Origin of the sequence: Psychrobacter glacincola (assembly GCF_965118485.1) — a bacterium.
Taxonomy (GTDB): Bacteria; Pseudomonadota; Gammaproteobacteria; order Pseudomonadales; family Moraxellaceae; genus Psychrobacter; species Psychrobacter glacincola_D.
In genome coordinates, this window is sequence record NZ_CBCPJH010000043.1 from 1 (window position 1) to 26,519 (window position 26,519).

Annotated in this window: 23 protein-coding genes and 1 tRNA gene; 9 read left to right on the forward strand and 15 right to left on the reverse strand. The window is 42.4% G+C overall.

Annotated features, from left to right (window positions below; all coding sequences use genetic code 11):
- From ACMHKH_RS12920 to ACMHKH_RS12945, 6 genes are all read right to left on the reverse strand, one after another.
- On the reverse strand, positions 1–1,205 hold a 1,205-nt coding region (locus ACMHKH_RS12920), incomplete at its 3' end, for an AMP-binding protein (protein ID WP_413521051.1).
- Between the two features lie 146 nt (positions 1,206–1,351).
- Positions 1,352–2,503 carry an acyl-CoA dehydrogenase family protein gene (locus tag ACMHKH_RS12925; RefSeq protein WP_413521052.1) on the reverse strand — a complete coding sequence of 384 codons (1,152 nt, stop codon included), beginning with the start codon at positions 2,501–2,503 and terminating at the stop codon, positions 1,352–1,354.
- Positions 2,504–2,908: 405 nt separating this feature from the next.
- On the reverse strand, positions 2,909–3,136 hold the full coding sequence (locus tag ACMHKH_RS12930; protein WP_413521053.1) for a hypothetical protein: 228 nt from the start codon (positions 3,134–3,136) through the stop codon (positions 2,909–2,911).
- Between the two features lie 156 nt (positions 3,137–3,292).
- Positions 3,293–4,372, reverse strand: coding sequence for a CaiB/BaiF CoA transferase family protein (locus ACMHKH_RS12935; protein WP_413521054.1), 1,080 nt, complete (start codon positions 4,370–4,372; stop codon positions 3,293–3,295).
- Positions 4,365–6,536 carry a 3-hydroxyacyl-CoA dehydrogenase NAD-binding domain-containing protein gene (locus tag ACMHKH_RS12940; protein ID WP_413521055.1) on the reverse strand — a complete coding sequence of 724 codons (2,172 nt, stop codon included), beginning with the start codon at positions 6,534–6,536 and terminating at the stop codon, positions 4,365–4,367. The genes ACMHKH_RS12935 and ACMHKH_RS12940 overlap by 8 nt, the downstream gene beginning before the upstream one ends.
- 82 nt (positions 6,537–6,618) lie before the next feature.
- Positions 6,619–7,827, reverse strand: coding sequence for an acetyl-CoA C-acetyltransferase (locus ACMHKH_RS12945; RefSeq protein WP_413521056.1), 1,209 nt, complete (start codon positions 7,825–7,827; stop codon positions 6,619–6,621).
- A gap of 260 nt (positions 7,828–8,087) precedes the next feature.
- On the opposite strand from ACMHKH_RS12945, the gene ACMHKH_RS12950 reads away from it, so the two are divergent.
- Positions 8,088–8,828 carry a TetR/AcrR family transcriptional regulator gene (locus ACMHKH_RS12950; RefSeq protein WP_413521057.1) on the forward strand — a complete coding sequence of 247 codons (741 nt, stop codon included), beginning with the start codon at positions 8,088–8,090 and terminating at the stop codon, positions 8,826–8,828.
- A 29-nt stretch (positions 8,829–8,857) separates the two neighbouring features.
- On the opposite strand, the gene ACMHKH_RS12955 is transcribed toward ACMHKH_RS12950, so the two are convergent.
- The 3 genes from ACMHKH_RS12955 to ACMHKH_RS12965 form a co-directional block, all read right to left on the reverse strand.
- Entirely contained in the window at positions 8,858–9,217 is a 360-nt protein-coding gene (locus ACMHKH_RS12955) for a hypothetical protein (protein ID WP_413521058.1), read from the reverse strand.
- A 3-nt stretch (positions 9,218–9,220) separates the two neighbouring features.
- Positions 9,221–9,532: an MBL fold metallo-hydrolase gene (locus ACMHKH_RS12960; protein WP_413521059.1), complete on the reverse strand. Its 312-nt coding sequence runs from the start codon at positions 9,530–9,532 to the stop codon at positions 9,221–9,223.
- A gap of 159 nt (positions 9,533–9,691) precedes the next feature.
- Positions 9,692–11,374: an NAD-dependent malic enzyme gene (locus ACMHKH_RS12965; protein ID WP_413521060.1), complete on the reverse strand. Its 1,683-nt coding sequence runs from the start codon at positions 11,372–11,374 to the stop codon at positions 9,692–9,694.
- Positions 11,375–11,662: 288 nt separating this feature from the next.
- Here ACMHKH_RS12965 and ACMHKH_RS12970 point away from each other — a divergent pair, with 288 nt between their 5' ends.
- From ACMHKH_RS12970 to bhcD, 5 genes are all read left to right on the forward strand, one after another.
- Positions 11,663–11,863 carry a hypothetical protein gene (locus tag ACMHKH_RS12970; RefSeq protein ID WP_413521061.1) on the forward strand — a complete coding sequence of 67 codons (201 nt, stop codon included), beginning with the start codon at positions 11,663–11,665 and terminating at the stop codon, positions 11,861–11,863.
- Positions 11,864–12,269: 406 nt separating this feature from the next.
- A complete protein-coding gene (gene bhcA, locus ACMHKH_RS12975; RefSeq protein WP_413521062.1) occupies positions 12,270–13,445 on the forward strand; it encodes an L-aspartate--glyoxylate aminotransferase BhcA in 1,176 nt (391 codons plus the stop codon).
- A 64-nt stretch (positions 13,446–13,509) separates the two neighbouring features.
- Positions 13,510–14,490, forward strand: coding sequence for a beta-hydroxyaspartate dehydratase BhcB (gene bhcB, locus ACMHKH_RS12980; RefSeq protein WP_413521063.1), 981 nt, complete (start codon positions 13,510–13,512; stop codon positions 14,488–14,490).
- A gap of 129 nt (positions 14,491–14,619) precedes the next feature.
- Positions 14,620–15,771 carry a 3-hydroxy-D-aspartate aldolase BhcC gene (gene bhcC, locus ACMHKH_RS12985; RefSeq protein WP_413521064.1) on the forward strand — a complete coding sequence of 384 codons (1,152 nt, stop codon included), beginning with the start codon at positions 14,620–14,622 and terminating at the stop codon, positions 15,769–15,771.
- 148 nt (positions 15,772–15,919) lie between these two features.
- Entirely contained in the window at positions 15,920–16,927 is a 1,008-nt protein-coding gene (gene bhcD, locus ACMHKH_RS12990; RefSeq protein WP_413521065.1) for an iminosuccinate reductase BhcD, read from the forward strand.
- A 188-nt stretch (positions 16,928–17,115) separates the two neighbouring features.
- Here bhcD and ACMHKH_RS12995 read toward each other — a convergent pair whose 3' ends face one another.
- The 3 genes from ACMHKH_RS12995 to ACMHKH_RS13005 form a co-directional block, all read right to left on the reverse strand.
- Positions 17,116–18,327, reverse strand: coding sequence for a CynX/NimT family MFS transporter (locus ACMHKH_RS12995; protein WP_413521066.1), 1,212 nt, complete (start codon positions 18,325–18,327; stop codon positions 17,116–17,118).
- 96 nt (positions 18,328–18,423) lie between these two features.
- Positions 18,424–18,894: a cyanase gene (cynS, locus tag ACMHKH_RS13000; RefSeq protein ID WP_413521067.1), complete on the reverse strand. Its 471-nt coding sequence runs from the start codon at positions 18,892–18,894 to the stop codon at positions 18,424–18,426.
- 102 nt (positions 18,895–18,996) lie between these two features.
- On the reverse strand, positions 18,997–19,656 hold the full coding sequence (locus ACMHKH_RS13005) for a carbonic anhydrase (protein WP_413521068.1): 660 nt from the start codon (positions 19,654–19,656) through the stop codon (positions 18,997–18,999).
- A gap of 171 nt (positions 19,657–19,827) precedes the next feature.
- On the opposite strand from ACMHKH_RS13005, the gene cynR reads away from it, so the two are divergent.
- Positions 19,828–20,709: a transcriptional regulator CynR gene (gene cynR, locus ACMHKH_RS13010; RefSeq protein ID WP_413521069.1), complete on the forward strand. Its 882-nt coding sequence runs from the start codon at positions 19,828–19,830 to the stop codon at positions 20,707–20,709.
- Between the two features lie 148 nt (positions 20,710–20,857).
- Positions 20,858–21,391: a DUF2058 domain-containing protein gene (locus tag ACMHKH_RS13015; protein WP_413521070.1), complete on the forward strand. Its 534-nt coding sequence runs from the start codon at positions 20,858–20,860 to the stop codon at positions 21,389–21,391.
- A 117-nt stretch (positions 21,392–21,508) separates the two neighbouring features.
- On the opposite strand, the gene ACMHKH_RS13020 is transcribed toward ACMHKH_RS13015, so the two are convergent.
- From ACMHKH_RS13020 to ACMHKH_RS13030, 3 genes are all read right to left on the reverse strand, one after another.
- Positions 21,509–23,299, reverse strand: a complete 1,791-nt coding sequence (locus ACMHKH_RS13020) for a potassium/proton antiporter (RefSeq protein ID WP_413521071.1) — start codon at positions 23,297–23,299, stop codon at positions 21,509–21,511.
- A 214-nt stretch (positions 23,300–23,513) separates the two neighbouring features.
- Positions 23,514–23,849 (reverse strand): GlpM family protein, encoded by a 336-nt coding sequence (locus ACMHKH_RS13025; protein ID WP_413521072.1) that lies wholly within the window; start codon positions 23,847–23,849, stop codon positions 23,514–23,516.
- A 207-nt stretch (positions 23,850–24,056) separates the two neighbouring features.
- Positions 24,057–25,721, reverse strand: a complete 1,665-nt coding sequence (locus ACMHKH_RS13030) for an alpha-keto acid decarboxylase family protein (RefSeq protein ID WP_413521073.1) — start codon at positions 25,719–25,721, stop codon at positions 24,057–24,059.
- Between the two features lie 258 nt (positions 25,722–25,979).
- Here ACMHKH_RS13030 and ACMHKH_RS13035 point away from each other — a divergent pair.
- Positions 25,980–26,054 (forward strand) — tRNA-Gly (locus ACMHKH_RS13035).
- Positions 26,055–26,519 lie beyond the last annotated feature (465 nt).

Sequence of the window (26,519 nt, forward strand, 5' to 3'; positions counted from 1 at the left end):
AAGTAAGTATCTACAATCCAATAACCTCTGATATGCAAGTTGCCTGAGGTCTTACCGTCATTGGGTAGCAGTTTATTATTCTGATCGCTATCAACAATACGAATCTCAACGCCAAATGGTGGGCGACCCTGTGACAAACGGACAGTCAGCTTATCTTCCTCTGATAAATCGCTATGCTTAGCTTTGAGCTGATTTGCTGTCCCTAGTGGACTGGTCTCAGTCATACCCCATGCGTGCAAGGTTTCACAGTCGAACTCGTCACGGAAAGTCTTAATCATGGACGACGGACACGCTGAACCACCGACCACGTTGCGTTTCAGGCTTGGTAGCTTAGTGCCCGTCTCTTTAGCAGCGGCTAGTAAGGCCTGCCAAATAGTCGGTACGCCAACAGCGACATTAACTTTATAGTCATCAATCATATTCGCCAAACTATGCCCATCTAGATTCGGTCCTGGTAGCACTAATGATGACCCGATCATCGCCGTAGCATAAGGCAGACCCCAAGCGTTAGCATGGAACATCGGCACCACAGGCAAAACGATATCTCTTGCTGATAGATTGAGCGAGTCAGGTAAGCTAATACCAAAGCTATGCAGGACTGTACTACGATTGGTATATAGCACACCTTTAGGATTACCTGTCGTGCCTGATGTATAGCATAATGACGCCGGTGTATTTTCATCAAGCTCAGGCCATTCAAATTCGTCCGACTCTTCATCGACGATATCATCATAGAAGATAACATTGGGTATTTGTGCTCTGACTTCTTCATCTGGTGCGGTCATACAAACGAAGTATTTGACCGTCTGCAGATGGTCTTTAACCCCAACGACTAGCGGTAAAAATGTCTTTTCAAAAAACAGCACTTGGTCTTGAGCATCGTTGACGACATAGATAATTTGCTGTGGAAATAAACGCGGGTTGATAGTATGGCATACCATGCCAGCGCCAGACACGCCGTACCAAATTTCAAGATGGCGACGATTATTCCAAGCAATAGTAGCTAAGCGATCGCCTTGCTCTATGCCAAGTTTAGCCAAGGCATTAGCAAGACGCTTACTATTACTGTGTATGGTCTCCCAATCCGAATGAGTGGTACTACCATCAATCTCACGCGAGATAATTGGCGTATCGCCATGGTAATTGGCAGCATGTTGAATTAGATGGCTAATCAATAATGGGCGTTGCATCATCTGTCCGAGCATACTTTCCTCCTTGAAAGAACGTCCTTAGTAATTGAGTGTTACCTAATCTAGAAAACTCATCAAAAGTTTAATAAAAAAAATGAAAACGCTACTATTGATAACACCCAAAAAAGTTATTTTTGATACTTTATTTAATAAATTAAAGATTACATAAAGCGTGACGCCAACTCTTTCATAATTTCATTGGTACCGCCGTAGATTTTTTGTACCCGTGCATCAGCATATAGTCGAGCAATAGGATATTCCATCATATAGCCATAGCCACCGAACAGCTGCACGCATTCATCCATGACAATACATTGTTTTTCAGTCACCCAATACTTAATCAATGCGGCATGTTGTACAGTAAGCTTTTTGTCTAACAACGCCTCTATAGCGGCATCACATAGCGCACTTGCAGCGATATAATGACTGTTACACTCAGCCAGTTTAAAACGGGTATTTTGAAAGCCCCAGACTGGTTTGCCAAAAGCAGTACGCTCTTTGGTATAGTTAATGGTTAAATCAAGCGCTAATTTCATGGCACCAATACCTGCCAACGCTACAATTAATCTCTCTTGTGGTAACTCTTGCATCAACTGCATAAAGCCCATACCTTCAACGCTACCGAGCAAATTCGCTTGCGGAACACGCATATTGCTAAAGAATAGCTCTGAGGTATCTTGTGAAGCCAAACCTAGCTTTTTCAGCTTTTTACCGCGCTCAAATCCTGGGGAATTATCAGTTTCTACCACAATTAGCGAGACGCCTTTAGCACCTTGCTCTCTATCCGTTTTACAAGCAACGATGATTAAGTTACCTAATTGACCATTAGTAATAAAAGTCTTCGAGCCATTTATAATATAGTCATCACCGTCTTTGACGGCAAAGGTTTTGATGTTTTGCAAATCAGAGCCTGTACCCGGCTCAGTCATAGCGATAGCGCCAATAAGCTCACCGGTCGCCATCTTCGGTAGCCATTTCTGCTTTTGCGCCTCTGTTCCGTGATGCAAAATATAAGGTGCTACGATTCCTGAATGCAAAAAGCCGCCAAACCCTGCTTGGTTGGCTTCTGACTGCCCATAAATCAAAGCTGCTTCGTGACGAAAGTCACCGCCTGCTCCGCCATACTCTTCTGGCATAGAGGCACATAAAAAGCCCATCTCGCCAGCTTCTAACCATGCTTCCCGATCCAGCATGCCACTTTCACGCCACTTTTCATCATGCTGCTCCCAATCTTTAAATAGCTTCAATGCACTCTCGTGCAGCATTTCAATCTCTTCGTCCATCCACTTCGGTTTAAAACAGGCGATAGCCATAAAATCTTCCTTGATTGTGTGTTGATCTTAAGTTAATAAAAAATTTATAAAATAATCACAGTTCTCTAAAATACGCTTCGTGATATTTATCATTAAAGCAAACAACTTAATTAATAAATATTTACGGTAATTAAAATTACTATTAATATTTAATATATTGCTTAATACCCTATTATTTTCCAATATTCCAATGATAGTCAAGTATTAATTAGAATTATTATAAATAATTATAGTAATAATAATTACCATATAATCATAATAAGCATCTTCTTTATTAATAAATCCGTACTACTAATAGCTGTCACTCAAATAGCGCTCTGTCTTAGCTTAGTCTGTTTTAGCTTGGATAGCTTAGATTAAATATTATCAAGATATCGATACTCTTATGAACAATAAACGCCACACTCAAACTATTATTATTGCTTTATTTCTACTGGTCATTCTCACTGGACTGATTTGGTGGTTAAAACCAAAGTCAGTATCAACACCTACCATTACGCCCATATTGGTGATCAGCTCATCTTTAGAAAATTTTGCAAAAGAGCGCTCAAACAGCTCTAATAAGGATTGGTTGGTCGCTGAAACATCAGCGACGACGCCTTTAGGATAATTCTCGAGCCAAACCTTTTTCATAACAAACCCTCCTTGGTTTTGATCCTTGATGGTTAATTCGATGAGCTATAGTCGGTTCAACATAATTTGGATACAAGGAAGGCGAGTAAAAGTACTACAAATCGTAGACTAAGCGAGCCTGATACCGTATCTGATTTATATAGGACTGACTGTGTTTTACTGCCAACCTGCTGTTGCACTGTGTTCATCTTGATGGGCAAATAAAGGATGCGCGCGGGCTTCCTCCAACGTCAGCACCGGAGTCACGCACACATCTGCTGACTCAAAAACCTGCTGCCAGTAAACAAGTGGCTGGCTGGCAAAGGTATCCGCAACTACTTGAGCCGCCTCTTGACTGTCTTTGGTATTTGGCATGACACCCATTTGCCAATGCTTTGTTTTAAGCTCAGGCAACTCTAGTACGTCACATAACCCTTGCCAAAACTTCAACTCTAATGAACCCACCGCCATGTAGCGCTCGTCGGCTGTTTTGTACAAACGATAACAAGGCAGTAACCCCCCTAAAAAGTCATGTTGCGGCTCTGGATTTTTACCAGAGAAGCTTTTTACCAGCTTCCCGGTCGCTTTGGGCATGACCATATGCTGATATAAACTGTGCGTCATACTGACCGCAACGTGACGACCTTTACCGGTACGCTGTGCTGAAAACACGGCGGCCAAAAGGGCAATCACTGCCGTGTCACTGCCGCCTGCCAAGTCTGCAAACTGGATATTAGGCATGGCCTGTTCACCAGTGGCTGTCTTGAGCTGGTCAAGCACGCCGCTCATCGCCATAAAGTTGATATCATGACCGGCTTTGTCAGCCCAGTCATGCTTAATTTGAGAGTCGTCACTGCCGTCAGACATTCCATCAGCCATGCCATAACCAGTAATCGATACCATGACCAGCTTGGGGTTGAGAGCATGCAAAGTTTTGGCATCCAGTCCCATTTCTTCAAGCACTTCAGGGCGGAAGCTGTCGAGCATCACATCCGCATTTTTTAGATGCGCTTTGATAGCTTCAATGCCTTCAGGGTCACGAAAGTCAACCTTCTCAATTGTCTTACCGTGATTGAGTGCGGTAAACAAATCACCCAACGCACGCGCAGGATCTCCATTTTTCGGCTCAATCTTGATAATCTCAGCACCTAAGTCTGCAAGCAGTCTGGTGGCAAAAGGTCCTGGGAGATTGCGCGTCAAGTCAACGACACACAATCCATCCAAGCAATTTGTCATAGTATTAGCTAAATTAGCCATCGACAAACTCCTCGCCCTTTTCAGCCATTTTCACAAGAATCTGAGCCGGTTCAAAACGCTCACCATATTGATTAGCAAGCTCGCGGCTACGCTCAACAAACTTTTTAATGCCTACTGAGTTGATGGACTGTAACGTACCACCTTGGTTAGGTGCAAAACCCCAGCCAAAGATAGAGCCGATGTTGGCATCCGCCACGGTACGTACGACATTTTCCTCGAAACATTTCGCGGTCTCATTAGCTTGGACGTATAATAAACGGTCAACCAAGTCTTGCTGCGATGGTTGCTCATCTTTAGTTGGATACAGTTCAGTGAGCTCAGGCCATAAGCGCTTTTCACCATTTTCAGGATAATCATAGAAGCCTTTAGCGACTTTCTTACCTTCGCGGCCAAGCTCATTAACCATTTTTTCAACCACTGGCATGGCAGGATGTGGTGTGAACGTTTTACCTTCAGCTTCTAGTGCCCGCTTAGCTTGTTGCATGACATGTAATGACAGGCTGAGCGATACTTCATCTTGCAGCGCGAGTGGTGGCATGGGCATGCCAGATTTCATACCAGCAACTTCAATGCTGCGCGGATGTACGCCTTCACTTAACATCGCAATACCTTCTGAGACATAAGTACCGAATACACGAGAGGTATAAAAACCGCGGCTATCGTTGACTACGATTGGGGTTTTAGCAATCTGACCGACATAGTCAAAGCTTTTGGCTAAGGTTGCCTCATCAGTGCCTTCACCAACGATAATCTCAACCAACGGCATCTTATCAACTGGCGAGAAGAAATGCAGACCGATAAACTGGTTTGGACGTGTGCTAGCTTTCGCAAGTTCAGTAATAGGCAGCGTAGATGTATTTGAGGCATAAACAGCAGTTTCTGCTATCACTGCTTCAGACTTACGGGTACATTCTGCTTTAATGTCTACATCTTCGAAGACCGCTTCGATAATTAAATCACAGCCTTCTAGATCGTCATAAGATACCGTTGTTTTGATTTTATCTAATAACGCTTGCTTTTTCTCTTCAGTAGAGCGACCACGGCTGATAGCCTTATCTAACAACTTAGTAGAATAGTTTTTGCCTTTTTCAGCACCTTCGATAGCCGTATCTAAAAGAACCACTTCTATGCCCGCTTTGGCTGAGACATAAGCGATACCTGCGCCCATCATGCCAGCACCAAGAATACCGACCTTTTTAGTTTTATAGCGCTCAAAACCATCAGGTCGTGATTGGCCTTTTTTGATGCTATTAAGCTGCGTCCAAAGGGTGTTGATCATATTTTTGGATTCAGCTGAGAGCACACAGGCGACAAAGTAGCGTGACTCAATCTCAAGACCGGTATCGATATCGACCATGCAACCTTCAAACACGCAAGACATAATGTGCGTGATTGCAGGATAGTTGCCATGTGATTTTTGGTTGGCCATCGCAGGTGCAATAGAGAATATCGGTACTATTTTAGGGTTTTTGCTATCACCACCTGGTATTTTAACGCCTTTCTTATCCCACGGCTGCTGGGCGGAAGGATTGGCTTTGATCCAATCTTTGGCCTGCTTTAGCATATCTACTTTATCAGTGGCAACGGCATCAATCAGACCCATGTCTTTAGCAGCAGCTGGACGCAGCTCCTTACCTTGAGTCATAAGCTCTAATGCCGCTTGAATACCAACCAAGCGCGGTAAACGCTGAGTACCACCACCGCCCGGCAGCAGACCCAACTTAACTTCAGGTAGACCCAGTTTGGTTTTAGGAGAATCAATTGCTATACGGTAATGACAAGCCAATGCCAGCTCTAAGCCACCGCCGAGTGCCGTTCCAGTTATGGCAGCGACTACTGGCTTACCGGATGTTTCAAGTTTACGCAGGCTACCTTTAAGATCTTCGACCAATTCGAAGGCCTGTTCAGCGGTTTGGATACTAGCCAATTGGTCAATATCGGCACCGACGACAAAGGTTTCTTTGCCAGAGGTTAAAATCAAACCTTTGGCGGACGCATCGTTGATAAAGCTATCGGTCATCGTGGCAAAGGAGTCTGTAAAGCCATCACCGATGACATTCATTTTACGATCTGCTTGATCGATAATAACAGTGATAATTCCATTATCAGATTCGGCAGAAAAGTGGTTCAATGCATTGATGGCATCTACGCTATTTGTGCTCATATTAAGTCCTTCTTATATTATTGTATTTCGCTTTAATCACTAGAAACCTATCAGTGCTATTTATCAGCGCTGTCTATCAGTGCTAGACGCGCTCAATGATAGTCGCAATGCCCATCCCACCGCCGACGCATAAGGTGATCATCGCTGTTTTTAGGTCACGACGTTCAAGCTCGTCTAGGACGGTGGTCATGAGCATCGCACCTGTCGCACCTAAAGGATGACCCATCGCAATAGCCCCACCGTTTACGTTAACGATATCAAGTGAAATGCCAAAGTCATGCGCGGTATTCATAGGAACCGCTGCAAAAGCCTCATTAATCTCCCAAAGATCAATATCGGACGCTTGCAACCCTGCTTTTTTGAGAGCTTTTTGGCAGGCAGGCGTTGGACCTGTCAGCATGATGGCGGGTTCTGAGCCGATGACTGAGGCCATGGTGATTTTGGCGCGTGGTTTTAGACCAGCTTTGCGACCAGCAGCGGCGCTACCGACTAAGCAAAGCGCAGCCCCATCGACGATGCCTGACGAGTTACCAGCGTGATGAACGTGGTTGACGTTTTCAATGGTGGTGTATCTATCTAATATAACGCTATCAAAACCCATTTTTCCCGGCATAATAAAAGAAGGGTTAAGCCCAGCTAAGGTGGCCACGTCGGTGTTTGGACGAATGGTTTCATCTTTATCTAACAACAGCATGCCATTCATATCAGTGACAGGGACGACTGATTTATCATAGTAGCCTTGCTCCCACGCAGCAGCAGCACGGCGATGCGACTCAGTGGCAAACTCATCGACATCAGTACGACTAAAGCCTTTGAGCGTCGCTATGGTATCCGCACCAACCCCTTGTGGGACAAAGTGTGTCGCTTCGTTGACGCGTGGATCCATGTACCACGCACCGCCATCAGAACCCATCGGTACGCGACTCATCGATTCAACGCCACCTGCGACCACCATGTCCTCCATACCTGACATGACTTTGGCAGCGGCAAGATTGATCGACTCAAGACCTGATGCGCAAAACCGAGACAGCGTTAAACCAGCCACACTCTGATCCCAGCCAGCATCTATGACAGCGGTACGAGCAATATCAGAACCTTGTTCGCCAACTGGAGTTACACAGCCAAGCACCACATCATCAACTAAGCTGGTGTCCAAATGATGCCGCTGCTGCATCTCTTTTAACAAAGTGCGAACTAGCCAAATAGGAGTCGCTTGATAAAGCGAGCCATCTTTTTTTCCTTTGCCACGTGGCGTGCGAAGTGACTCATAAATGTAGGCGGTCTCAGTCATAAAAAATCCCTTTTTGTAGATGGTAAATAGAGTTGTAAAATAACAGCTATATTATGTTTATAAAATAATGGTAATTTATATTACCTTTAACTATAATGCTTATAATCTCATTGAATACTAATCTGTATGGCTATTATATTAGAAAATTAATACAACTTGTGCAATCGATTATTTTATAATGGTAATATACATTATCTTTACCGATTTACTATAAACTCTAAAACCATCCAAAAGCCAATACTATAAAGGAACAATAAGGTATGAAAACCACTCGCTCAAAACCACAACTTACTACTGATGATGGCTCTAATCACAGAGTTAGCAAGACTCACGCTAAGACTAATAATAAAACTAATAGTACCGTTTCCAAAAAAGAGGCTCAGAGTAAACCCTTATCTTTGGCTCCTTTATCCGACATGCGACCCGCCACTTTAGAAAAAATAGAAAAAGCAGTGCGCCAATTATTTGCAGGCCATGATGCAAGCGATATCACTATGATACAGATTGCAAATGCTGCAAACGTGTCGCTGCAAACGCTCTATAAATATTTTGGTGATAAACAAACGGTGCTCTACACTATTATGGATTTGGTGCTAGGGAGGTTAGCGGCGAGAATGATGGATCATCTACAAGGCATTGACAGTGTGGAGGATCGCTTACGTAAAACATTGTGGGTATGTCTTGATTTTGTAGATACTCAGCCTGACGCGGTGATGGTGCTATCTAAAGTATCGATAGCGCGTTTTCACAATATTGCTATTTATAAGAATAAAGAGCTTATTAATGCGTTTTTGAGTGTACTAGAGGATGGTCAAAAGCGAGGGGTCCTCGTTGATACAGTACCACTGCATATTCTGTTCGACGTGTTTATGGGGTTTGTCAGTCGACTTGGCATTATGCAGAATATTCGTCAAGCAGATACGCCGCTAAATGCAAATTTTGACGTTTTATTCGGTATGTTGTGGCGTTCAATGTCTAAGCCTGAAATATCGGTACCCTAAAGTAACATGCAAGTTACTGTCAGTATTGCTCACAATAAAGCAGGTAATGCCAGTGCTTTGGCACTTATCCACTTTATCAGATCATTCAAATTGTACAAACAATCGCCTAAAGGGTCAGCTTCTTGACTCATATAACTAATGCCAACATAGGGAGTAATATTAGCTATGATTTGATCGCCTGAAATTAAAATATCCCCTGAAGCATTTTGTAACCACAGATGCTCTATAGAATGACCTGAGCCGGACCAAATACTCCAAGACTCGCCGCTTATCTGCAGCGTATCACCAGACTTCACGATGGTTACCTCAGTCGGCAAAGGACCATAAAGCAAGTCCAAAAATGACCAGCCTTCCTTTACCCCTTCCATATCATCTATTGAGGCGTCCATCTGCTAATAAAATCGGTTTAAATCGTCATAATCTTTCGCATTACAATGATTTTGCTCATTCACCGCTTGCTGCATTTCCTTCTCAGAGAGATATAGAGGCGCAGTGCAATAGTCCTGCAACCATCCTGCCAACCCTATGTGATCCGGATGCAAATGGGTGACCAAAATACCTGTTATTTTAGCTTTACCCGGCAAATTACGTAACAAAGCCTTCCACAGCTCGCGATTTTCAGTCGATTCGGGACCAGTATCGATAACGAACCAGCTGTCACTATCAAATAACTCACTCCTATCAAGCATTGGTGCCTGACTCAAGTAAATTCAACTCCTATGAAGTCAGACTGATTCATTTATACTTTCAAATTCAATCATCTTTATATTAGCCAAATATTAATATAAAATAAAAAGCAATAAAAAAACCGAATGCTACTTTTAATCGTAACATTCGGCTTTTTTATTTGTATTTTCTAACCGTTAGAAAGAAGTGCGGCGATAGTCACGATATGTTGGTAACCAGAAGTTAGATTTCAAACGACGTTCTAAATTTTCTGCCGTGACCGGTAATGCCAACTTATCTTCAATCGCTTGTAGAGCAACTGCATAGGCAATTTTTTCACTAATTTCTCTAATGAATTTAATAGGTGGCAATATGGCACCGGGTGCTTTTTCATATTCCACTGAGATATCTGCAAGTGCTTGGCTTGCCGCCGTCAGCATATTATCGCTGATACCCGTTGCACGTGCTGCTAATACACCTAAACCAATACCTGGGAATATGTAGCTATTATTACACTGAGAAACCTCGAAAGACTGACCTTCAAAAGTAGTGTTAGGGAAAGGACTACCCGTTGCAACAATAGCCTTACCACGACTCCAATTGGTCACTTCTTGCGGTGTTGCTTCAACACGAGATGTTGGATTTGACAGCGGCAAGACAATTGGATTTTCAGTATTAGCACATAACGCTTCAACGACCTCTTGTGTAAAGAGACCTTTTTGCCCGCTTACGCCAAACAATACCGTTATTTTTGCTTGTTTAACCACTTGTGCTAAACCAAGCTTCTGACTCTTATCCCAATGTTCAATATCTAATTCTTTTTGCACTAACGGTTCTTGGAATTTTTGTAGCTCTGTCATGCTATCTGTTAATAGACCATAACGGTCAACCATAAATACTTGTCTGCGAGCCTGCTCTTCCGTTAACCCTTCACGCTGCATTTGGCGAATGATATGTTCGGCGATACCGCAACCTGCCGATCCTGCACCCAAGAAAGCGATGTTTTGTTGACTAAGTTTTTGACCTTTGTTTAGACACGCTGCGATCAATGTACCGACTGAAACAGCAGCGGTACCTTGAATATCATCATTAAAGCAACATAGCTGATCACGATATTTATTTAATAATGGGGTTGCATTTTCTTGTGCAAAATCTTCAAATTGTAATAATACTTCAGGCCAACGACGTTTAACTGCTTGAATAAATAAGTCGACAAATTCATTATATTCATCACCAGAGATGCGTGGATTTCTCCAACCCATATACATAGGATCATCAAGCAATTGTTGATTATTAGTACCAACATCTAGCAATATCGGTAAGCAATATGCAGGGCTAATACCACCACAAGCGGTATATAAAGCCAATTTACCAATTGGAATTCCCATGCCGCCAATACCTTGATCGCCTAAGCCCAAAATACGTTCACCATCAGTAACAACGATGACTTTTACGTTTTGTTTGGTGGCATTTTGCAGCATGTCATCAATTTTATGGCGCTCAGGATAAGAGATAAACAAACCACGTTTACGGCGATAAATTTGTGAGAATTTTTCACAAGCTTGCCCAACCGTTGGGGTATATATCAGCGGCATTACTTCCTCAATATGCTGCTCAATCAAATGGTGAAATAATGTCTCATTGGTGTCTTGTATATTACGCAAATAAATATGCTTATCCATATCACTGGTGAATGAGCGTAGCTGAAGATAAGCACGTGATGACTGCTCTTCAATCGTCTCAATATTATGAGGTAATAGACCGGTTAAATTAAAGCTATCGCGTTCCTCTGATGAAAAAGCGCTACCCTTATTTAATAAAGGCGTTTCTAATAATGCTGGTCCCGCAAAAGGAATATATAACGGACGTTTGTTTATCATAATGAAATCTTCTTATTAAATGTTTATTGTGGTACAAAGTTAATGGTTTAAGCGTTTTTACTGATTTAGTAAATAACCGATTTATTAAATAATAGGAATTATTTAAATTTTTATCTAACTTTCTTAACATTATCCAAACCAGCACAATTTAGGGTTGATACCCATAACAAATTAAATCTCTTCCATAAGCCTTCAGTAGTGATAGTGAAGGGATTGTTTTATTGTGTTTGCTACAGTGAATAAATCAGTTAGAATTCGAGCAATACTAAAAAAATCGTAAAGATAAACGTGGTAAACCAATCACTCGATGAGGCGTTTACCATGATCAAGAAAATGCAAAGCTATAGTACAGAATTTAAAGCAGAAGCTAGCAAAAAAATAACTAACTTAAGTGTAACGGCTCAGGAATATCGATGTAAACGTTACCCTATTGGCTATTGGCAGAACAAAACCAATCAAAGTAAGTTTGATGGCACAAAACTATTATGACCTAGATAAATCTTAACACTTGGGTGTATCTTGACAAGTGAGCAGAAAATAGTCATTGTAATAGGTAAACATAGTCTAGCACAAAGGTTATTTAAAAATACCTTGTTACAACTCATCTTTAATGCTATATTTTGATTAGTTGATGAGTACCTACACTTTTTCGACCAAAACCTCTTATTTATCCTTCGTAAAAACCGTTACCGCAAGAACACCATAAAAAGAACGCAGTAAGTAGTAAAGTGACCAATCACCTGCAACTCCTTTCTTTGACATGGTTAATTTTTTAAATCTTAAAAACACAAAAACCAAACTGTATGAGTCAGGAAGACTCTTGCATTAAATTCGCATGAACCCCTGCTTATACAATTATTGTGCCCCTTTATATGCACTCACAAGGATGTCAATCATGTCGCTACAAAACCCAATTTTTATTCCTGGCCCTACCAATATTCCTGACAGATTACGTCGCGCGATGAACGTGCCGACGCAAGATCACCGTGCTCCTGATTTCTCAGACACCTTCTTACCGGTGCTTGCTGATTGTAAAAAAGTATTTGGCACCCAAGACAGTGAAATCATTTTGTTTACTTCTAGTGGCACAGGCGGCTGGGAAGCAGCTATTAGCAATACTTTGTCACCTGGTGATAAAGTTCTGATTGCACGCTATGGTATGTTCTCTCATCGCTGGATTGATATGTGTCAGCGCCACGGACTTGATGTGCAAGTCGTTGAATGCGATTGGGGCACAGGCGCACCTGCTGATAAATTCCAAGCTATTTTGAGCGAAGATACGGCACACGAAATTAAAGCCGTCATGGTCACTCATAACGAAACTGCAACTGGTGTTTTAAGTGACATTAGCGCCGTTCGTAAAGCCATGGATAGCAGTGACCACCCTGCTTTATTATTCGTAGATGGTGTCAGCTCAATTGCTTGCGTGCCTTTTGAGATGGACGCTTGGGGCGTAGACGTTGCGGTTGCTGGTTCACAAAAAGGCTTTATGCTTGCAACTGGTATGGCAATATTGGGCGTCAGTCAAAAAGCCTTGAGTCATATGGATGAAGCTGAGTTACCGCGTACCTATTTTGCCTTCCGTGATATGTTAAATGCCAATGCCAACGGCGGCTTTCCTTATACGCCACCATTAAATCTTATCTATGGTTTAAGAGAAAGTCTTGAGATGTTGTTTGACGAAGGTCTTGAGAATGTCTATGCACGTCATTACCGTTTAGCTGAAGGCGTACGCCAAGCCGTTAGCGCATGGGGTATGAAGTTATGTGCAAAAACACCTGATCTTTATTCTAATACCGTCAGCGCTATTTTTGTTCCTGAAGGCTTTGACAGTAATAAGCTGACCGATCATGCTTTTAATAAATATGGTATCTCTTTTGGTATTGGTTTGGGCGAGATGAATGGTAAGGCTTTCAGAATCGGTCATCTAGGCTCATTAACTGAAGTCATGGTACTAGCAGGGCTTGCAACGATTGAGATGGCGATGGTTGATTTGGACTACCCTATTAAACTGGGTCAAGGCGTTGCTGCTGCGCAGGAGTATTATCGCCATAGCGCACCAACTAAATAAAAGCTATTAGATAACCAGCCATTAAATAACAAGTAATTAAACAAAAGATGAAGGACTATTTTTTATGATCACAAACGAAGATGGATTAGTGATTCCAACCCTTGATGATATGTTAGAAGCGCATGAGCGCATCAAACCATACATCCATCGCACCCCTGTTTTGACCTCTCGCTTTTTAAATGAGTTGGCAGGCTGTGAGATGTTCTTTAAATGTGAGAACTTCCAAAAAGCAGGCGCTTTTAAAGTACGTGGCGCATCAAACGCAGTGTTTGGTCTGTCTGACGAAGCCGCAAAAAATGGCGTCTGTACACACAGCTCGGGTAACCACGCCCTGTCTTTATCTTATGCAGCGGGTCGTCGTGGCATCCCTTGTAATGTAGTAATGCCGCACAGTGCACCAGAAGCTAAAAAAGCAGCGGTTCGTGGTTATGGCGGTATCATTACTGAATGTGAGCCATCAACCACTTCACGCGAAGAAGTCTTTGCTAAAGTTCAAGCGGAAACAGGCGGCGACTTTGTGCATCCGTACAATGATCCACGCGTCATCGCTGGACAAGCAACCTGCTCACGTGAATTTTTAGAGCAAATGGAAGAAATGGGTGTAAAACCTGACATGGTTGTCGCCCCTATTGGTGGCGGCGGTATGATCTCAGGTACTTGCTTGACGCTATCTAATCTAGCACCTGATGTCAAAATCTATGCTGCAGAGCCATTAAACGCTGATGACGCTGCGCGCTCATTTAAAGCCGGTCATATTATCGCTGATGATGCACCAAACACTATCGCTGATGGCTTAAAAGTGCCGCTTAAAGACTTAACTTGGCATTTTGTTAGCAATTATGTGACTGATATTTTGACCGCGACCGAAGAAGAAATCGTTGAAGCGATGAAGCTGACTTGGACTCATATGAAAATCATCATTGAGCCAAGCTGTGCCGTACCGCTTGCTGTCATCTTAAAGAACAAAGACGTTTTTGCAGGTAAAAAAGTTGGCGTTATAATCACTGGTGGTAACGTTGATCTTGATAAGTTGCCGTGGAACTAATGATTGGCAACTCATAATCAGCAATTAGGTATCAATAACTGATTACAAATGAAGCGTTAACTCAGCGCAAATAATGCGCAAGTTTAAACGGCTTTTTATAAAACTAACTAACAACATGGAAGACATAAAATGATTACTGAAGAATTAGAAGTAGGTTACAACGTACCGGCCGCTGTTGGTATGGACGAAGCTGACATTCAAACCCCTTGTTTGATCTTAGATTTGGACGCTCTTGAGCGTAACGTCAAAAAAATGGGCGATTATGCGAAAGCACATAATATGCGTCACCGTAGCCACGGTAAAATGCACAAATCAGTTGACGTACAAAACTTGCAAGAAGAGCTTGGCGGCGCGATTGGCGTTTGCTGTCAAAAAGTCTCTGAAGCCGAAGTATTTGTACGCGGCGGCATCAAAGACGTATTGGTATCAAACCAAGTACGTAATCCAGCCAAGATTGAGCGCTTAGCTAATTTACCTAAAATGGGCGCAAAAATTACTGTTTGTGTCGATGATGTCGATAACGTCGCTGAATTATCAGCTGCTGCAACCAAAGCAGGCACTGAACTGAATTGCTATATCGAAATCGATTGCGGTGCTGGACGTTGTGGTGTCACTACCACTGAAGCTGTAGTTGAGATTGCTAAAGCGATTGCTGCCGCTGAAAATTTAAAATTCACTGGTATCCAAGCTTATCAAGGCGCGATGCAGCATATGGATAGCTTTAGCGATCGTAAAGCTAAAACACAAGTGGCTATTGATCAAGTACAACATGCAATCGACGCATTGACTGAAATCGGTCTAAAACCAGAATTCGTTTCAGGTGGCGGTACGGGTAGTTACTACTTCGAAAGTAATTCAGGTGTTTTCAACGAATTACAGTGTGGCTCTTACGCCTTTATGGACGCCGACTACGGTCGTATTTTAGATGAAGAAGGTAACCGTATCGATGCTGGTGAGTGGGAAAACGCCTTATTCATCCTAACGTCTGTGATGAGCCATGCTAAAGCTGATAAAGCCATCGTTGATGCTGGTCTAAAAGCTCAGTCTGTTGATAGTGGCCTACCGTTCATCTATGGTCGTGACGATGTTGAATACGTTAAATGTTCAGACGAGCATGGCGTAGTAAGCGATCCAAATGGCGTCCTTAAAGTCAATGAAAAACTAAAACTGGTACCAGGTCATTGTGATCCTACTTGTAACGTACATGATTTCTATATTGGTGTGCGTAACGGTAAAGTTGAAACTGTATGGCCAGTATCTGCACGCGGTAAAATGTATTAATAACTAATGTACTAATAGCTATAATCTAGATTAGTTTGGTTTTATCATTTTAGTTTAAAGGGGCTGTTGTAGCTTTAGCCTACAGCAGCCCTTATTTATTTAAAGTATGTAAGAATGACAAATCAAGAAGTATAAAAAGGAATTTATAATGAGTGAAGAAAATAACAGTAACGACGCTAACAACGAAGGCTTGTTAATCGTATCAGAAGACGCTTGTAAAGCAGTAATTGATCGCCCTTCTGCATTTGCCGCAATTGAAAATGTTTTTGCAGCAATGTCACGCGGCGACGCTTATAACTTCCCTGTTATCCGTGAAGCCATTGGCTATGCTGATGCACTATATGGCTTTAAATCAGGCTTTGACCGCGCTGGTAAATCGCTAGGTCTAAAATCAGGTGGCTATTGGCCGGGTAATGCGGCTAAAGGCCTAACCAACCATCAATCAACGATTTTTTTATTCAATCCTGATAATGGCAAATTACGCGCCTTAGTCGGTGGTAACTACCTAACAGCGGTACGTACTGCGGCGGCATCATCCGTATCGATCGCCCATTTAGCCCGTGAAGACAGTAAAGTACTGGGTATGGTTGGCGCTGGTCATCAGTCTACTTTTCAGTTGCGTGCTGCACTTGAGCAACGCAACTTTGAGAAAGTAGTCGCTTGGAATAAAGAGGCTGATCGCCTAAGCATCCTACAAGAAATCGCTGAAGAATTAGGCGTAGCATTTGAAGCCGTTGAGCGTGAGCAGCTGTGCGCAGAAGCAGATGTGATCATTACTATTACATCAGCGTTTGAGCCGCTACTTATGAAAGAGTGGATTAAACCAGGTACGCATATTGCCTGCATGGGTACTGATACGGTTGGCAAACAAGAAGTTGATCCGGCATTAATAGCCTCTGCTACGGTGTTTACTGACGAAGTCGCACAATCAATCACTATTGGTGAAGCTCAGCATGCGATTAAATCTGGTGCGATCAAAGAGAGTGATATCACGACGCTTGGCGATGTGATCAACGGTGAGCATCCAGGTCGTAGCTCAGATGATGAAATTACCTTATTTGATGGTACCGGTGTTGGCTTACAAGATTTAGCGGTTGCATCAGCTGCGGCTAAACTTGCCGTTGAAAAAGGTCAAGCTCAGCATATCTCGTTATAGTTAGCAGACTAGCCACTGTATTTTAGAGCCGCCAAATAATGAATTTATTTGGCGGTTTTTTATTACACTTATACGATATTAGAATCATTTTTTAGATGACAGTTATCTATCATAGGTTGAAAACATCTTTATCCAAATATATTAAATGCGCAGTAATAGTTACTAAATAAGCGCCAAATTAGACATCTTTAAATATTAGGCAGATTCATCGCCTTAGCATAGCCTGTAGGAGCAAATTTCATCGTGACAACTAGCATAGCAATCAGCGTCATCAATAGCATCAACCAAACAGTCTGAAAACTTCCGCTCCACTCCCGCAAAAATCCTGCAAAATAAGGAACAATCGCAGTAATGATAAAGCCAATCCCTTGCACAAAAGCCGTCAGTGCACCTGCTAATTTAGGCGTTGATAAGTGATCAAGTGCGACTGTCAACGTGAGCGAAAAACAAGCCCCAAGACCACAGCCAATGAGTGCCACCCAAAGAATCAATAGAGAGGCTGGCATCAATATTAACCCTGCAAAGCCGATAAGCTGGATACCTACCGCAAAGAATAACCAAGGGCGGCGATCTAAGCGATTAGCAGATAGCGCAGGCGCTCCTAGCGCACCCAGTACCTGAAAAATAGTCATGATACCGATCAGCTCACCACTACTTTGGGCACTCCAGCCTAAACCACGCGTATAAGTCGGCAAAAAGGCAATCATACAAGCATAGCCGGCATTCGCCAAGCCAAAGTAGCTGGCTAATAACCATGCGCGCCGATTCTTAAAAAAATTGACTGCCACGCCATTGTGCTTCGTATCCATTACCTCAGAGGGTCTAAGCCACCATAACAAAAGTGCTACTACAGGCAACAGCAACCATATCCCAAGACCTGCTTGCCAGCTGCCATAATGCTGAGCAACTACTGGGCTTAGTGTTGCCGCAATGCCGCCCCCAGCCATAAGTAATGCTGAATAAATACCCATGGCTAACGGTACGCGCTTAGGATACCAGCGTTTTACCACGCCGGGCGCTAACGCCTGTACGATAGCAATACCAGTGCCGCCTATTAAAGCGCTAGCAATCAACATCCAACCTGTTTCTAGACCTAAACGCCATAAACCAGATGCAGCAATAGCTCCTAGCCCACCTGTTATCCAAGCGCTCTCGCTCAGGTGTTTCCCAATCAGAGGTAGCAATAAAGGGAAAACTCCCATGCACAGCATCGGTAACACCACCAATAAAGAGGCTTCTTGCAGTCCTATACCGGTACTCTGTCGAATCACATCAAGCAGAGGACCGGTGGACGTCAATGTTGGGCGTAGCGTTAATGCCAATCCAGCAATCACTATCATAGGCCAAAACAACGTCAGCGCCGACTGGTCTATCCTAGAGGTAATACGTTCAGTACTCATTGATAATGAGGTATCCTTTGTCGCTAAAAACGTGACTGAAAAAAGCCGACGCAGGACGCCGACTTTTTCCATATTTATTTAAGCCATTACAAACTATTAGAAAGGTTTAAAAGGGAGGAATTTACCATCGAGAGTAATCACTGCGCGGTCGCCACCTTCTGGATCTGCTACTTTTTTGATGTCCATTTTAAAATTGATGGCACTGATGATACCGTCGCCGAACTGTTCATGTACCAGTGCTTTAAGAGTCGTACCATAAACCTGCATCATCTCATAAAATCTGTAAATAGTAGGATCGGTAGGCATTTCACTGCCGACACTACCGCGTAATGGAATCATCTGTAATAAGGTAATCGCATCATCATCAAGACCTAACGTTGCGCCAACTTTTTGCGCAGCTTCCTTTGGCAATGGATGCTGACCAAGTAGCGCTGCAGTGACGTATACATCACTAAGATTAGTGCCTGCAGCTATTTGCTCAAACGATAAATTTTTATCAGCTTTTGCCGCAATGATGATTTCGGTTAGCGCCTGACGAGTAGTGTTGCTAATTTGAGACTGAATCATGGTAGTACCTTTTATTAGTTAGTAGTTATTAGTGAGTAATTGTTAGTGAAAAATGGTAATTAAGTAAGCCTTATTTATCGTCAATAAAATAGTAAGGATTATTTAAATCGCGACTGGCAGCGCTATAGGATAAGCGCGAACCTCTGTATTCTCGTTAAGCGCAACAAAGGTATTAGTAGCGCCATCCAAAGCATCCATGCGACCTGTTTCAATATCGTAAACCCAGCCATGTAAGGCCAAACGCCCTTCTCTTATCGCCAAACGTACCGAGGGATGGGTTTTAATATTTTCAATCTGAGCGATGACGTTTTCTCGTACCATAGATTCAATACGATCACTATCGCTTAGATGATGGATAGATTCATTGACCACACGCGCTGAGTCGGCATATTTTAGCCAGCTGCCAACCGCTGGCATGTGATCCATGCAGGTGCAATTGGCAATGGCAGACATAGCGCCGCAGTCTGAGTGACCACAAATAACCACATCAGTTACTTGTAAAGCGGTTACTGCGTACTCTACTGATGCTGAAACTCCGCCTGGCTCAGGCCCATAAGATGGGACGATGTTGCCAGCGTTGCGAATGACAAATAGTCCACCTGGTTCACGTTGGGTGACCAACTCAGGGACCAAACGGCTGTCCGAGCAAGAAATAAATAGCGTGCGCGGGTTTTGCTTAGTCGCTAAGTTTTTGAACAAATCAGCGCGTTCGGGAAAGGCATCGCTATGGAACTTTAAGAAGCCTTCAATAATATCTTTCATAACCGGTGACTCTGTGGTGTCGATAAAGTGAATAATACGCGGTTATAAATATAAGGTAAAATACTGATATATTATGATATCGATAATAAATAATTATAGTTAGATTATAATATTTTATAAGATATAAAATTTTTAGATAAAAAACGATATATAACAGACGGTATGTAAATTATGATACTTCGACACATAAAATATTTTCTTGCGGTGGCAGAGCACCGAAGCTTCACACGAGCAGCAGTATCTCTGTATGTCTCGCAGCCAGCATTATCACAGCAGATTAAACAATTAGAGGAGAGTCTGGAGGTGACACTGTTTGATCGTTCGGGTCGTCAGGTCAAACTTACCCATGCTGGTGAAGTTTATGCAGGCTATGCACACAAGGCACTACAGGATTTAGAAGAGGGACGACGAGCGCTTCACGATGTGCAAAATTTGAGTCGCGGCGCATTGCGTATTGCGATTACCCCTACTTTCACTACTTACTTGATAGGGCCATTGATAAAAGCCTTTCATAATCTTTACCCAAATATCACCCTGAGCATACAAGAGATGTCGCAGGAGCAAATGGAAAAGCAATTGCTCGATGATGAATTTGATGTGGGTATTGCCTTTGCAGAGGTACATTCTGCCGAGATAGGAACCCAAACCTTACTCGTTGAAACGCTAGCGTTGGTCGTTAATAAAGACCACCCACTTGCAAGGCATCAAACGATTGATTTGCAAACCCTAAGCGAGCAATCATTGGTACTGCTCAGCCATGAATTTGTAACTCGTGGACAAATTGAACATTATTGCCGTCAACATAGCATAAAACCGCAGGTGCTGATGGAAGCCAATTCATTAAGCGCCGTTCTTGAAATCATACACCATACTCAATTGACGACATTATTACCGTCCAATATCGTTAGCAATCGAGATGAGCTAATTGCGATTGCACTTGCTCCCTCTTTACTACAGCGCACTGCAGTATTACTGCAACGAAAAGGCGCTTATCAGAATGCGGCTACTAAAGCTTTTATTCACTTAGCGCATCAGCATTGCGAATCAAGTTGAACAGCTAATGACAAGATTTACATCACTCTTTTCAATAACAGACTTTGAAAATACCGTATTTGCTGACATCTCCTAGCAGAATTTGTTACCATAACTGATAACAATTTAGATTATTTCACTTAGGCAGTTTCATTTAGGTAATGCAGATATGGCAAAAAACGCCCTACAGGCTCAACTTTTAAAAGCAGGCTTGGTTGATAGTAAAAAAGCCAATAAAATCAGTAAACAGACGCAGCATGCCAAGCGCACAGGTGATGCGTTAAATATTGAAGCAAAAAAGGCCTTGGCAGACGCCCAAGCAAAAAAGCTAGAAAAAGACCAAAAACTCAATCAAGAAAAGCAACGCGTCTTAGAAGAAAAGATGCTAAGAGCCAATATCATTCAAATGATTAAGCAGCATCAATTAACTGATACAAACGGCGACATCAGTTATCAGTTTGTCGATGATGCTAAAGTCAAAAAAATCAATATCACTCAAAAGCTATACGATCAAATCGTGGCAGGTCATGTGGCCATTGCTCGCTTAGATGACAGCTATGCGCTACTACCGCGCCCGCTTGCTGATCGTATCGATGCAAAAATGGAAGGCTTTATGGTGGTATCAAATGATACCGCAAAAGATGAGCTGGCAGAAGACGACCCGTATGCAGCCTATGTGATTCCTGATGATTTGATGTGGTAGTTACTATTCAAAAATGCTGTTGAAAAAGCCCTATTGATTATCAATAGGGCTTTTTATTGTGCGAACATCTCAGGTATCACAAATAGTGTCTATATCTATGCAAATATAACCAAAAAACTAGCTTACTTTAGCAAGCTCTTGATGTTTTAAACCTATGGTTCTTAGCTTGCCTTTGTCATCTACTTCTTTAATCACCAATGACCACTCATCACTGATCGCGACTGTATCGCCCGATACTGGCTTTATGTCCAAGTTGTCTATAACATATTCAGCCACCGTTTGCTCCCACATGCTTTTTGAGCCGTCTTCAGATTTTGATTTCAATTTATCTACCAAAGATTCCGAAGTCATAATACCGGTAAAAAACGGCAAATCGCCAAGTTTGACACTGGGTGATAGTAGCCAATCACCATAAAAATCATCGATGGCTTTCAGGTCTAGCGTCGTATCATTAAATATTTTAGCAATTTGGCTAGCATGGTTTCCTCTCATTGCATACCAGACTCTATCACCACATTTGAGCTTGGTAGTTTCTTCAACCATCACAATATGTTGCCTGCGCACCAAGGCAAAGATACTAATCTCATCAGGGTTGACGCGCTTAGAGATGGCCATAGGATGACGGTCAATCGCAAATGCGCCAGTTTTTACTTCAAACTCATATAAGGTAATGCTCGCTTTATCAGACACCCACACTTCATGTTCTTCTTCTGGATCTTTATTGCTTGGGATACGCACTTTAAATAAATTTGCCATCACAGGTATGGTCGTACCTTGCAAAATCAAAGATAAAACCACCACGCCAAAGGCAATATCAAATAGCATAAAGGCGCCATCTATTCCTGCCATCACGGGTAGAATGGCAAGCGTAATCGGCACCGCGCCACGTAGCCCCACCCAAGAGATAAAGCCAATCTCTCTGTCTTTAAATTTAAAAGGTTTAACACTGGTATAGACGGCAATAGGACGAGCAATTAATATCATAAAGGCGGCAATCGCCACTGAATAATACCAAACATCGATGACATTCGATGGCGTTACCAATAAACCTAATACCACAAATAGCACTGCTTGTGACAACCATGCAAAGCTATCCATCACTCGCATGACATGCTCGGTTGAACGCACTTTATGGTTGCCAATCAGCACACCAGTAAGATAAATTGCCAAAAAGCCACTGCCGCCAATTAAATTAGTCGCGGCAAAAACTGCCAAACCAGCAGACATAATTAAGATGGCATACATGCCTTCTGCCAACAGTATTTTGGGTAATAATCTTGCTAACAAATAACCAAACAGCAACCCCATGCCTAAGCCAAAGCTCAGCTGCTGTAGTAATAATCCTAAAAACCCCAAAACCGTTTGTCCGGCGGGATCGACATTTAGGGCAATCAACCCTGTCACCAGCAAAATAGCCAAAGGGTCATTGGCACCCGACTCCAGCTCCAATGTAGCTTGTACACGGTCATTCAGCTTTACACCGCCATTACGCAGTAATGAGAATACCGCTGCCGCATCGGTCGAACCGACAATCGCTGCCATTAACAAACCCAATCGCCAGTCAACATCTAATAACCAAGTCACAAATATACCCAGTATCATGACGGTAGCAAGCACACCCCAAGTGGCTAACGTGATAGCTGGCTTTAGACCTACACGGAAAGATTTAAAAGACGTGCGCAGTCCACCATCTAACAAAATACACGCTAAAGCTGCCTGCCCAACAAAATTGGCAAGCCCATATTGAGAAAACTCAATACCTAAGATGCCATCTTCACCAGCCAGCATCCCTACTACTAAAAACAACAATAATAAAGGAACGCCCAAACGTGCTGACAAGGTACTTGCCATAATACTGGCAAAAATTAATACTGCTCCTACAAAATACAGGATATTTAAGGTATCCATCTTTTTTTAAGCCCTATTTTTATAAGTTATGACGAATGGAGTGATTGCATTAGTGTTGACCTTAATTTACTACGGATAAGACTATAAAATTGCCATTAAGCATAACATCTACGACCAGCTCTATATAAAATAACTGTAGAAATATGTACTCAGTACTATATACACCGTTAATACATTTTATTTTGCATTTTTTAAGTTATTTCATTCATCACGATTAAGCATGAATATATTGCCAAGCAAGGACTAAAATAGCCGCTGCTACTGTCCATGCGATAACGCCTAACAGTAATGCTTTATATAAGCTGACATAGCTGATGCTGAAAAATACTACAAGAGTATAGATAAGGTGCGGTATGACGCCAAGCATACTAAATATCAATGCAATCTTTAAATCAGCAGGGCTACGCTCAGTGCCAACAATAAAGTGACTGATTAAAGTAAAAGTGGGGAAAAGCGGAGCAAGCGCCGCCAAATAGAAAAACCTGGTTTGTGCAAACAATTGAATTGCCAGTACCATCAAGGCACCAATAAGCATTTTCAGCCAAATCATAATGAGACATCTCCTGTTGAATACTCCAGGCTAAACATAGCCCAACCTACCATGATACTAAAGTATGCAAGCAGACATAAGGAGTGGCTTTATTTAGTTGACTGACACCGCGTTTTAACCCCAAAAAAGCTCTATTTAGCACTTATACTAAATAGAGCTTTTGAATGTTGATGACTTTCTTATGAAAAATGGCTTAATAAAATAACTTTATTTAGGTTTAAGCGCGGCGCTAATATCTGCAAGTAATGGCGGGATATCGTGTTTATCAGTAATTACCTCTAACATTACCAGCTTGTCTTTGGCGGCAGCCGCTTGCTTGAGAGCCGCTTTTAATTCGCCAGCTGTTTCTACTTTTAGTAGCAAACTATTATCGTCAGTAGCGCCAAACGCTTTTGGCATTAATTGCCAATCACATTTAGGGATGTCGTTATAATATTGGTTTTCGCCATGAATCGCGCGCTCAACGGTATAGCCATCATTATTAATCAGTACAATCACAGGATTGATGCGCTCCTGAATCATTACGGCAATCTCTTGAATGGTCAATAAAGCTGAACCATCACCAATGAGCAAAATACTGCGTTTGTGCGGTGAAGCAATCGCACCACCTAAACTCGCTGGCAAAGTATAACCAATGGAGCCCCACATTGGCTGTCCATAAGACGTCACGCCTTCTGGTAGACGCACATCACTGATACCAAAGTAGGCGGTACCTTGTTCAGAAAATACCAAGTTTTTATCATCAAGCGCATCAGCAATGATATGCCATAAATCATCTTGACGGATAGGCTCATCATCCTTGCCATGTTGCTCATGCGGCTTTACCTCTTCACAGAACTGCTTTGCCACAATTTTGATACCTGAGGTCATCACTTCATGCAATACTTGTAAAGCGTCTTTTAAAGCGATAGGCGCAAAGTTTTTGCCGGCGATACTCGCACGCTCATAATGCAGATCAACCACCACATTTTCATCAATATCTTGGCTAAACCCTGCGGTGGTGGTATCGGTATATTGCACACCAATTTTTATCAAACATTCACAGTTTTCGACCATATCCTTAACGACAGGACGCGATGCCACGCCTGCATAAGTCCCTGCCCAACGTGAGCTATTTTCGTCAAGCAAGGTTTTGCCCCACGATAGCGTGGTATAAGGAATATCGGTATCAGCAATCAAAGCTTTAAGCTGACTTTGTAGACCCAAACGATGAACCATCAAATCTGCCATGAGCGTTGTGGTCTTATTGGGTAAAAACTCTATTAGCGCTTGCTTAAAATCTGCTAACGCCGCTTGGCTAGTGATGTCTTCTTCACTATCAATAAGTTTGGTCGTCGGCGGATAAATCGGCGTTTTTGCCACATCTGGTGATAAAAGCAAATAACCTGGGCGATGCTTTTTAAGAATCAAGCGAATGACACGATCAATCTCAGAAGCAGCATTATCAGGTGTAATTTGCGCACGTGCCACGGTAACAGGCTCAACCATCTTGATAAAATGGTTGAATACCCCGTCACCCAATGTGTGATGAATGCGACGTTTTGAATCTTGCAAAGCAGTGCTAGGCGCACCAACGATGTGTAGCACTGGCGCATACTCTGCAAACGAGCCTGCCGTGGCATTAATAGCCGACAGCTCGCCTACGCCAAAAGTCGTTACCATAGCGGCAAAGCCACGCTCACGTGCATAGCCGTCAGCTGCGTAACCTGCGTTTAACTCATTGGTATTACCTACCCAGCGTAATTTGTCTGAGGCGAGTACATTGTCTAAAAAGGTTAGATTAAAATCACCAGGCACGCCAAATATCTCAGTTGCACCCGCTTCTGCGATGCGATCAAACAAATAATCAGCGATGGTATATTGTTGACTCATACTACTTATCCTTAAGTGTTATGTTTATTAATCATAAAATAAATATGATGAAAGTCATTATAAAGCTACATTCCAGCCTATTTATAGAAAGCAAAGCTTTTGGAATATAGATTATAACAATCTGTTATATCATAGTTCTATACTGGAATAACATGCCTACTTTGCTAAATTTCACTTTTCTTCTTAATGGCTATTGACACGCTCAGAAAACTGCGTATAATACGCCATCATCAACTGACGATAGTTAATTGATAATTAGCGGGAATAGCTCAGTGGTAGAGCATAACCTTGCCAAGGTTGGGGTCGAGAGTTCGAATCTCTTTTCCCGCTCCAAATACTTAAAAAGCCTCACTTAACAGTGAGGCTTTTTTTTGTTTAATTTTCGGGGGTTGTAGAGAAATTCTCGAGATATATTTTTGAATATAGTTAAGCTTATCTACTCAGTCAAAAAGCTCGTTTTCGGTGCGGTGCCCATTTGGTGCCCAAACCGTGCCCTGCCCTAAAACTGCGTATACGTATCTGACCACAACCTAGCTATTTTTGGTTCAAAAACCATCATGACACCTAACCCAGTGAATTTAGCACTATGCTGATTTTTGAACCCAACCTCAATTCAGCAAAAAACGTGTTTTTTAGAGGCCTAAATTTTCCAAAATCCATTTCAGGTTTATAACATTCAAAATTAATTGTCGCTTAAACAGTGATGACCACAACCTAACATTTAAAAGTAATTAGACCGAGTAAAATATGTATCGGCGCTAAGCTTAATGATTTTTCAAGACACTTCGAACAACCATC

Coding starts and splice junctions, on each gene's coding strand:
- ACMHKH_RS12925 (WP_413521052.1), bottom strand. CDS start 2,503: ATGGCTATCGCCTGTTTTAAACCGAAGTGGATGGACGAAGAGATTGAA.
- ACMHKH_RS12930 (WP_413521053.1), bottom strand. CDS start 3,136: ATGAAAAAGGTTTGGCTCGAGAATTATCCTAAAGGCGTCGTCGCTGAT.
- ACMHKH_RS12935 (WP_413521054.1), bottom strand. CDS start 4,372: ATGGCTAATTTAGCTAATACTATGACAAATTGCTTGGATGGATTGTGT.
- ACMHKH_RS12940 (WP_413521055.1), bottom strand. CDS start 6,536: ATGAGCACAAATAGCGTAGATGCCATCAATGCATTGAACCACTTTTCT.
- ACMHKH_RS12945 (WP_413521056.1), bottom strand. CDS start 7,827: ATGACTGAGACCGCCTACATTTATGAGTCACTTCGCACGCCACGTGGC.
- ACMHKH_RS12950 (WP_413521057.1), top strand. CDS start 8,088: ATGAAAACCACTCGCTCAAAACCACAACTTACTACTGATGATGGCTCT.
- ACMHKH_RS12955 (WP_413521058.1), bottom strand. CDS start 9,217: ATGGACGCCTCAATAGATGATATGGAAGGGGTAAAGGAAGGCTGGTCA.
- ACMHKH_RS12965 (WP_413521060.1), bottom strand. CDS start 11,374: ATGATAAACAAACGTCCGTTATATATTCCTTTTGCGGGACCAGCATTA.
- bhcA (WP_413521062.1), top strand. CDS start 12,270: ATGTCGCTACAAAACCCAATTTTTATTCCTGGCCCTACCAATATTCCT.
- bhcB (WP_413521063.1), top strand. CDS start 13,510: ATGATCACAAACGAAGATGGATTAGTGATTCCAACCCTTGATGATATG.
- bhcC (WP_413521064.1), top strand. CDS start 14,620: ATGATTACTGAAGAATTAGAAGTAGGTTACAACGTACCGGCCGCTGTT.
- bhcD (WP_413521065.1), top strand. CDS start 15,920: ATGAGTGAAGAAAATAACAGTAACGACGCTAACAACGAAGGCTTGTTA.
- ACMHKH_RS12995 (WP_413521066.1), bottom strand. CDS start 18,327: ATGAGTACTGAACGTATTACCTCTAGGATAGACCAGTCGGCGCTGACG.
- cynS (WP_413521067.1), bottom strand. CDS start 18,894: ATGATTCAGTCTCAAATTAGCAACACTACTCGTCAGGCGCTAACCGAA.
- ACMHKH_RS13005 (WP_413521068.1), bottom strand. CDS start 19,656: ATGAAAGATATTATTGAAGGCTTCTTAAAGTTCCATAGCGATGCCTTT.
- cynR (WP_413521069.1), top strand. CDS start 19,828: ATGATACTTCGACACATAAAATATTTTCTTGCGGTGGCAGAGCACCGA.
- ACMHKH_RS13015 (WP_413521070.1), top strand. CDS start 20,858: ATGGCAAAAAACGCCCTACAGGCTCAACTTTTAAAAGCAGGCTTGGTT.
- ACMHKH_RS13020 (WP_413521071.1), bottom strand. CDS start 23,299: ATGGATACCTTAAATATCCTGTATTTTGTAGGAGCAGTATTAATTTTT.
- ACMHKH_RS13025 (WP_413521072.1), bottom strand. CDS start 23,849: ATGATTTGGCTGAAAATGCTTATTGGTGCCTTGATGGTACTGGCAATT.
- ACMHKH_RS13030 (WP_413521073.1), bottom strand. CDS start 25,721: ATGAGTCAACAATATACCATCGCTGATTATTTGTTTGATCGCATCGCA.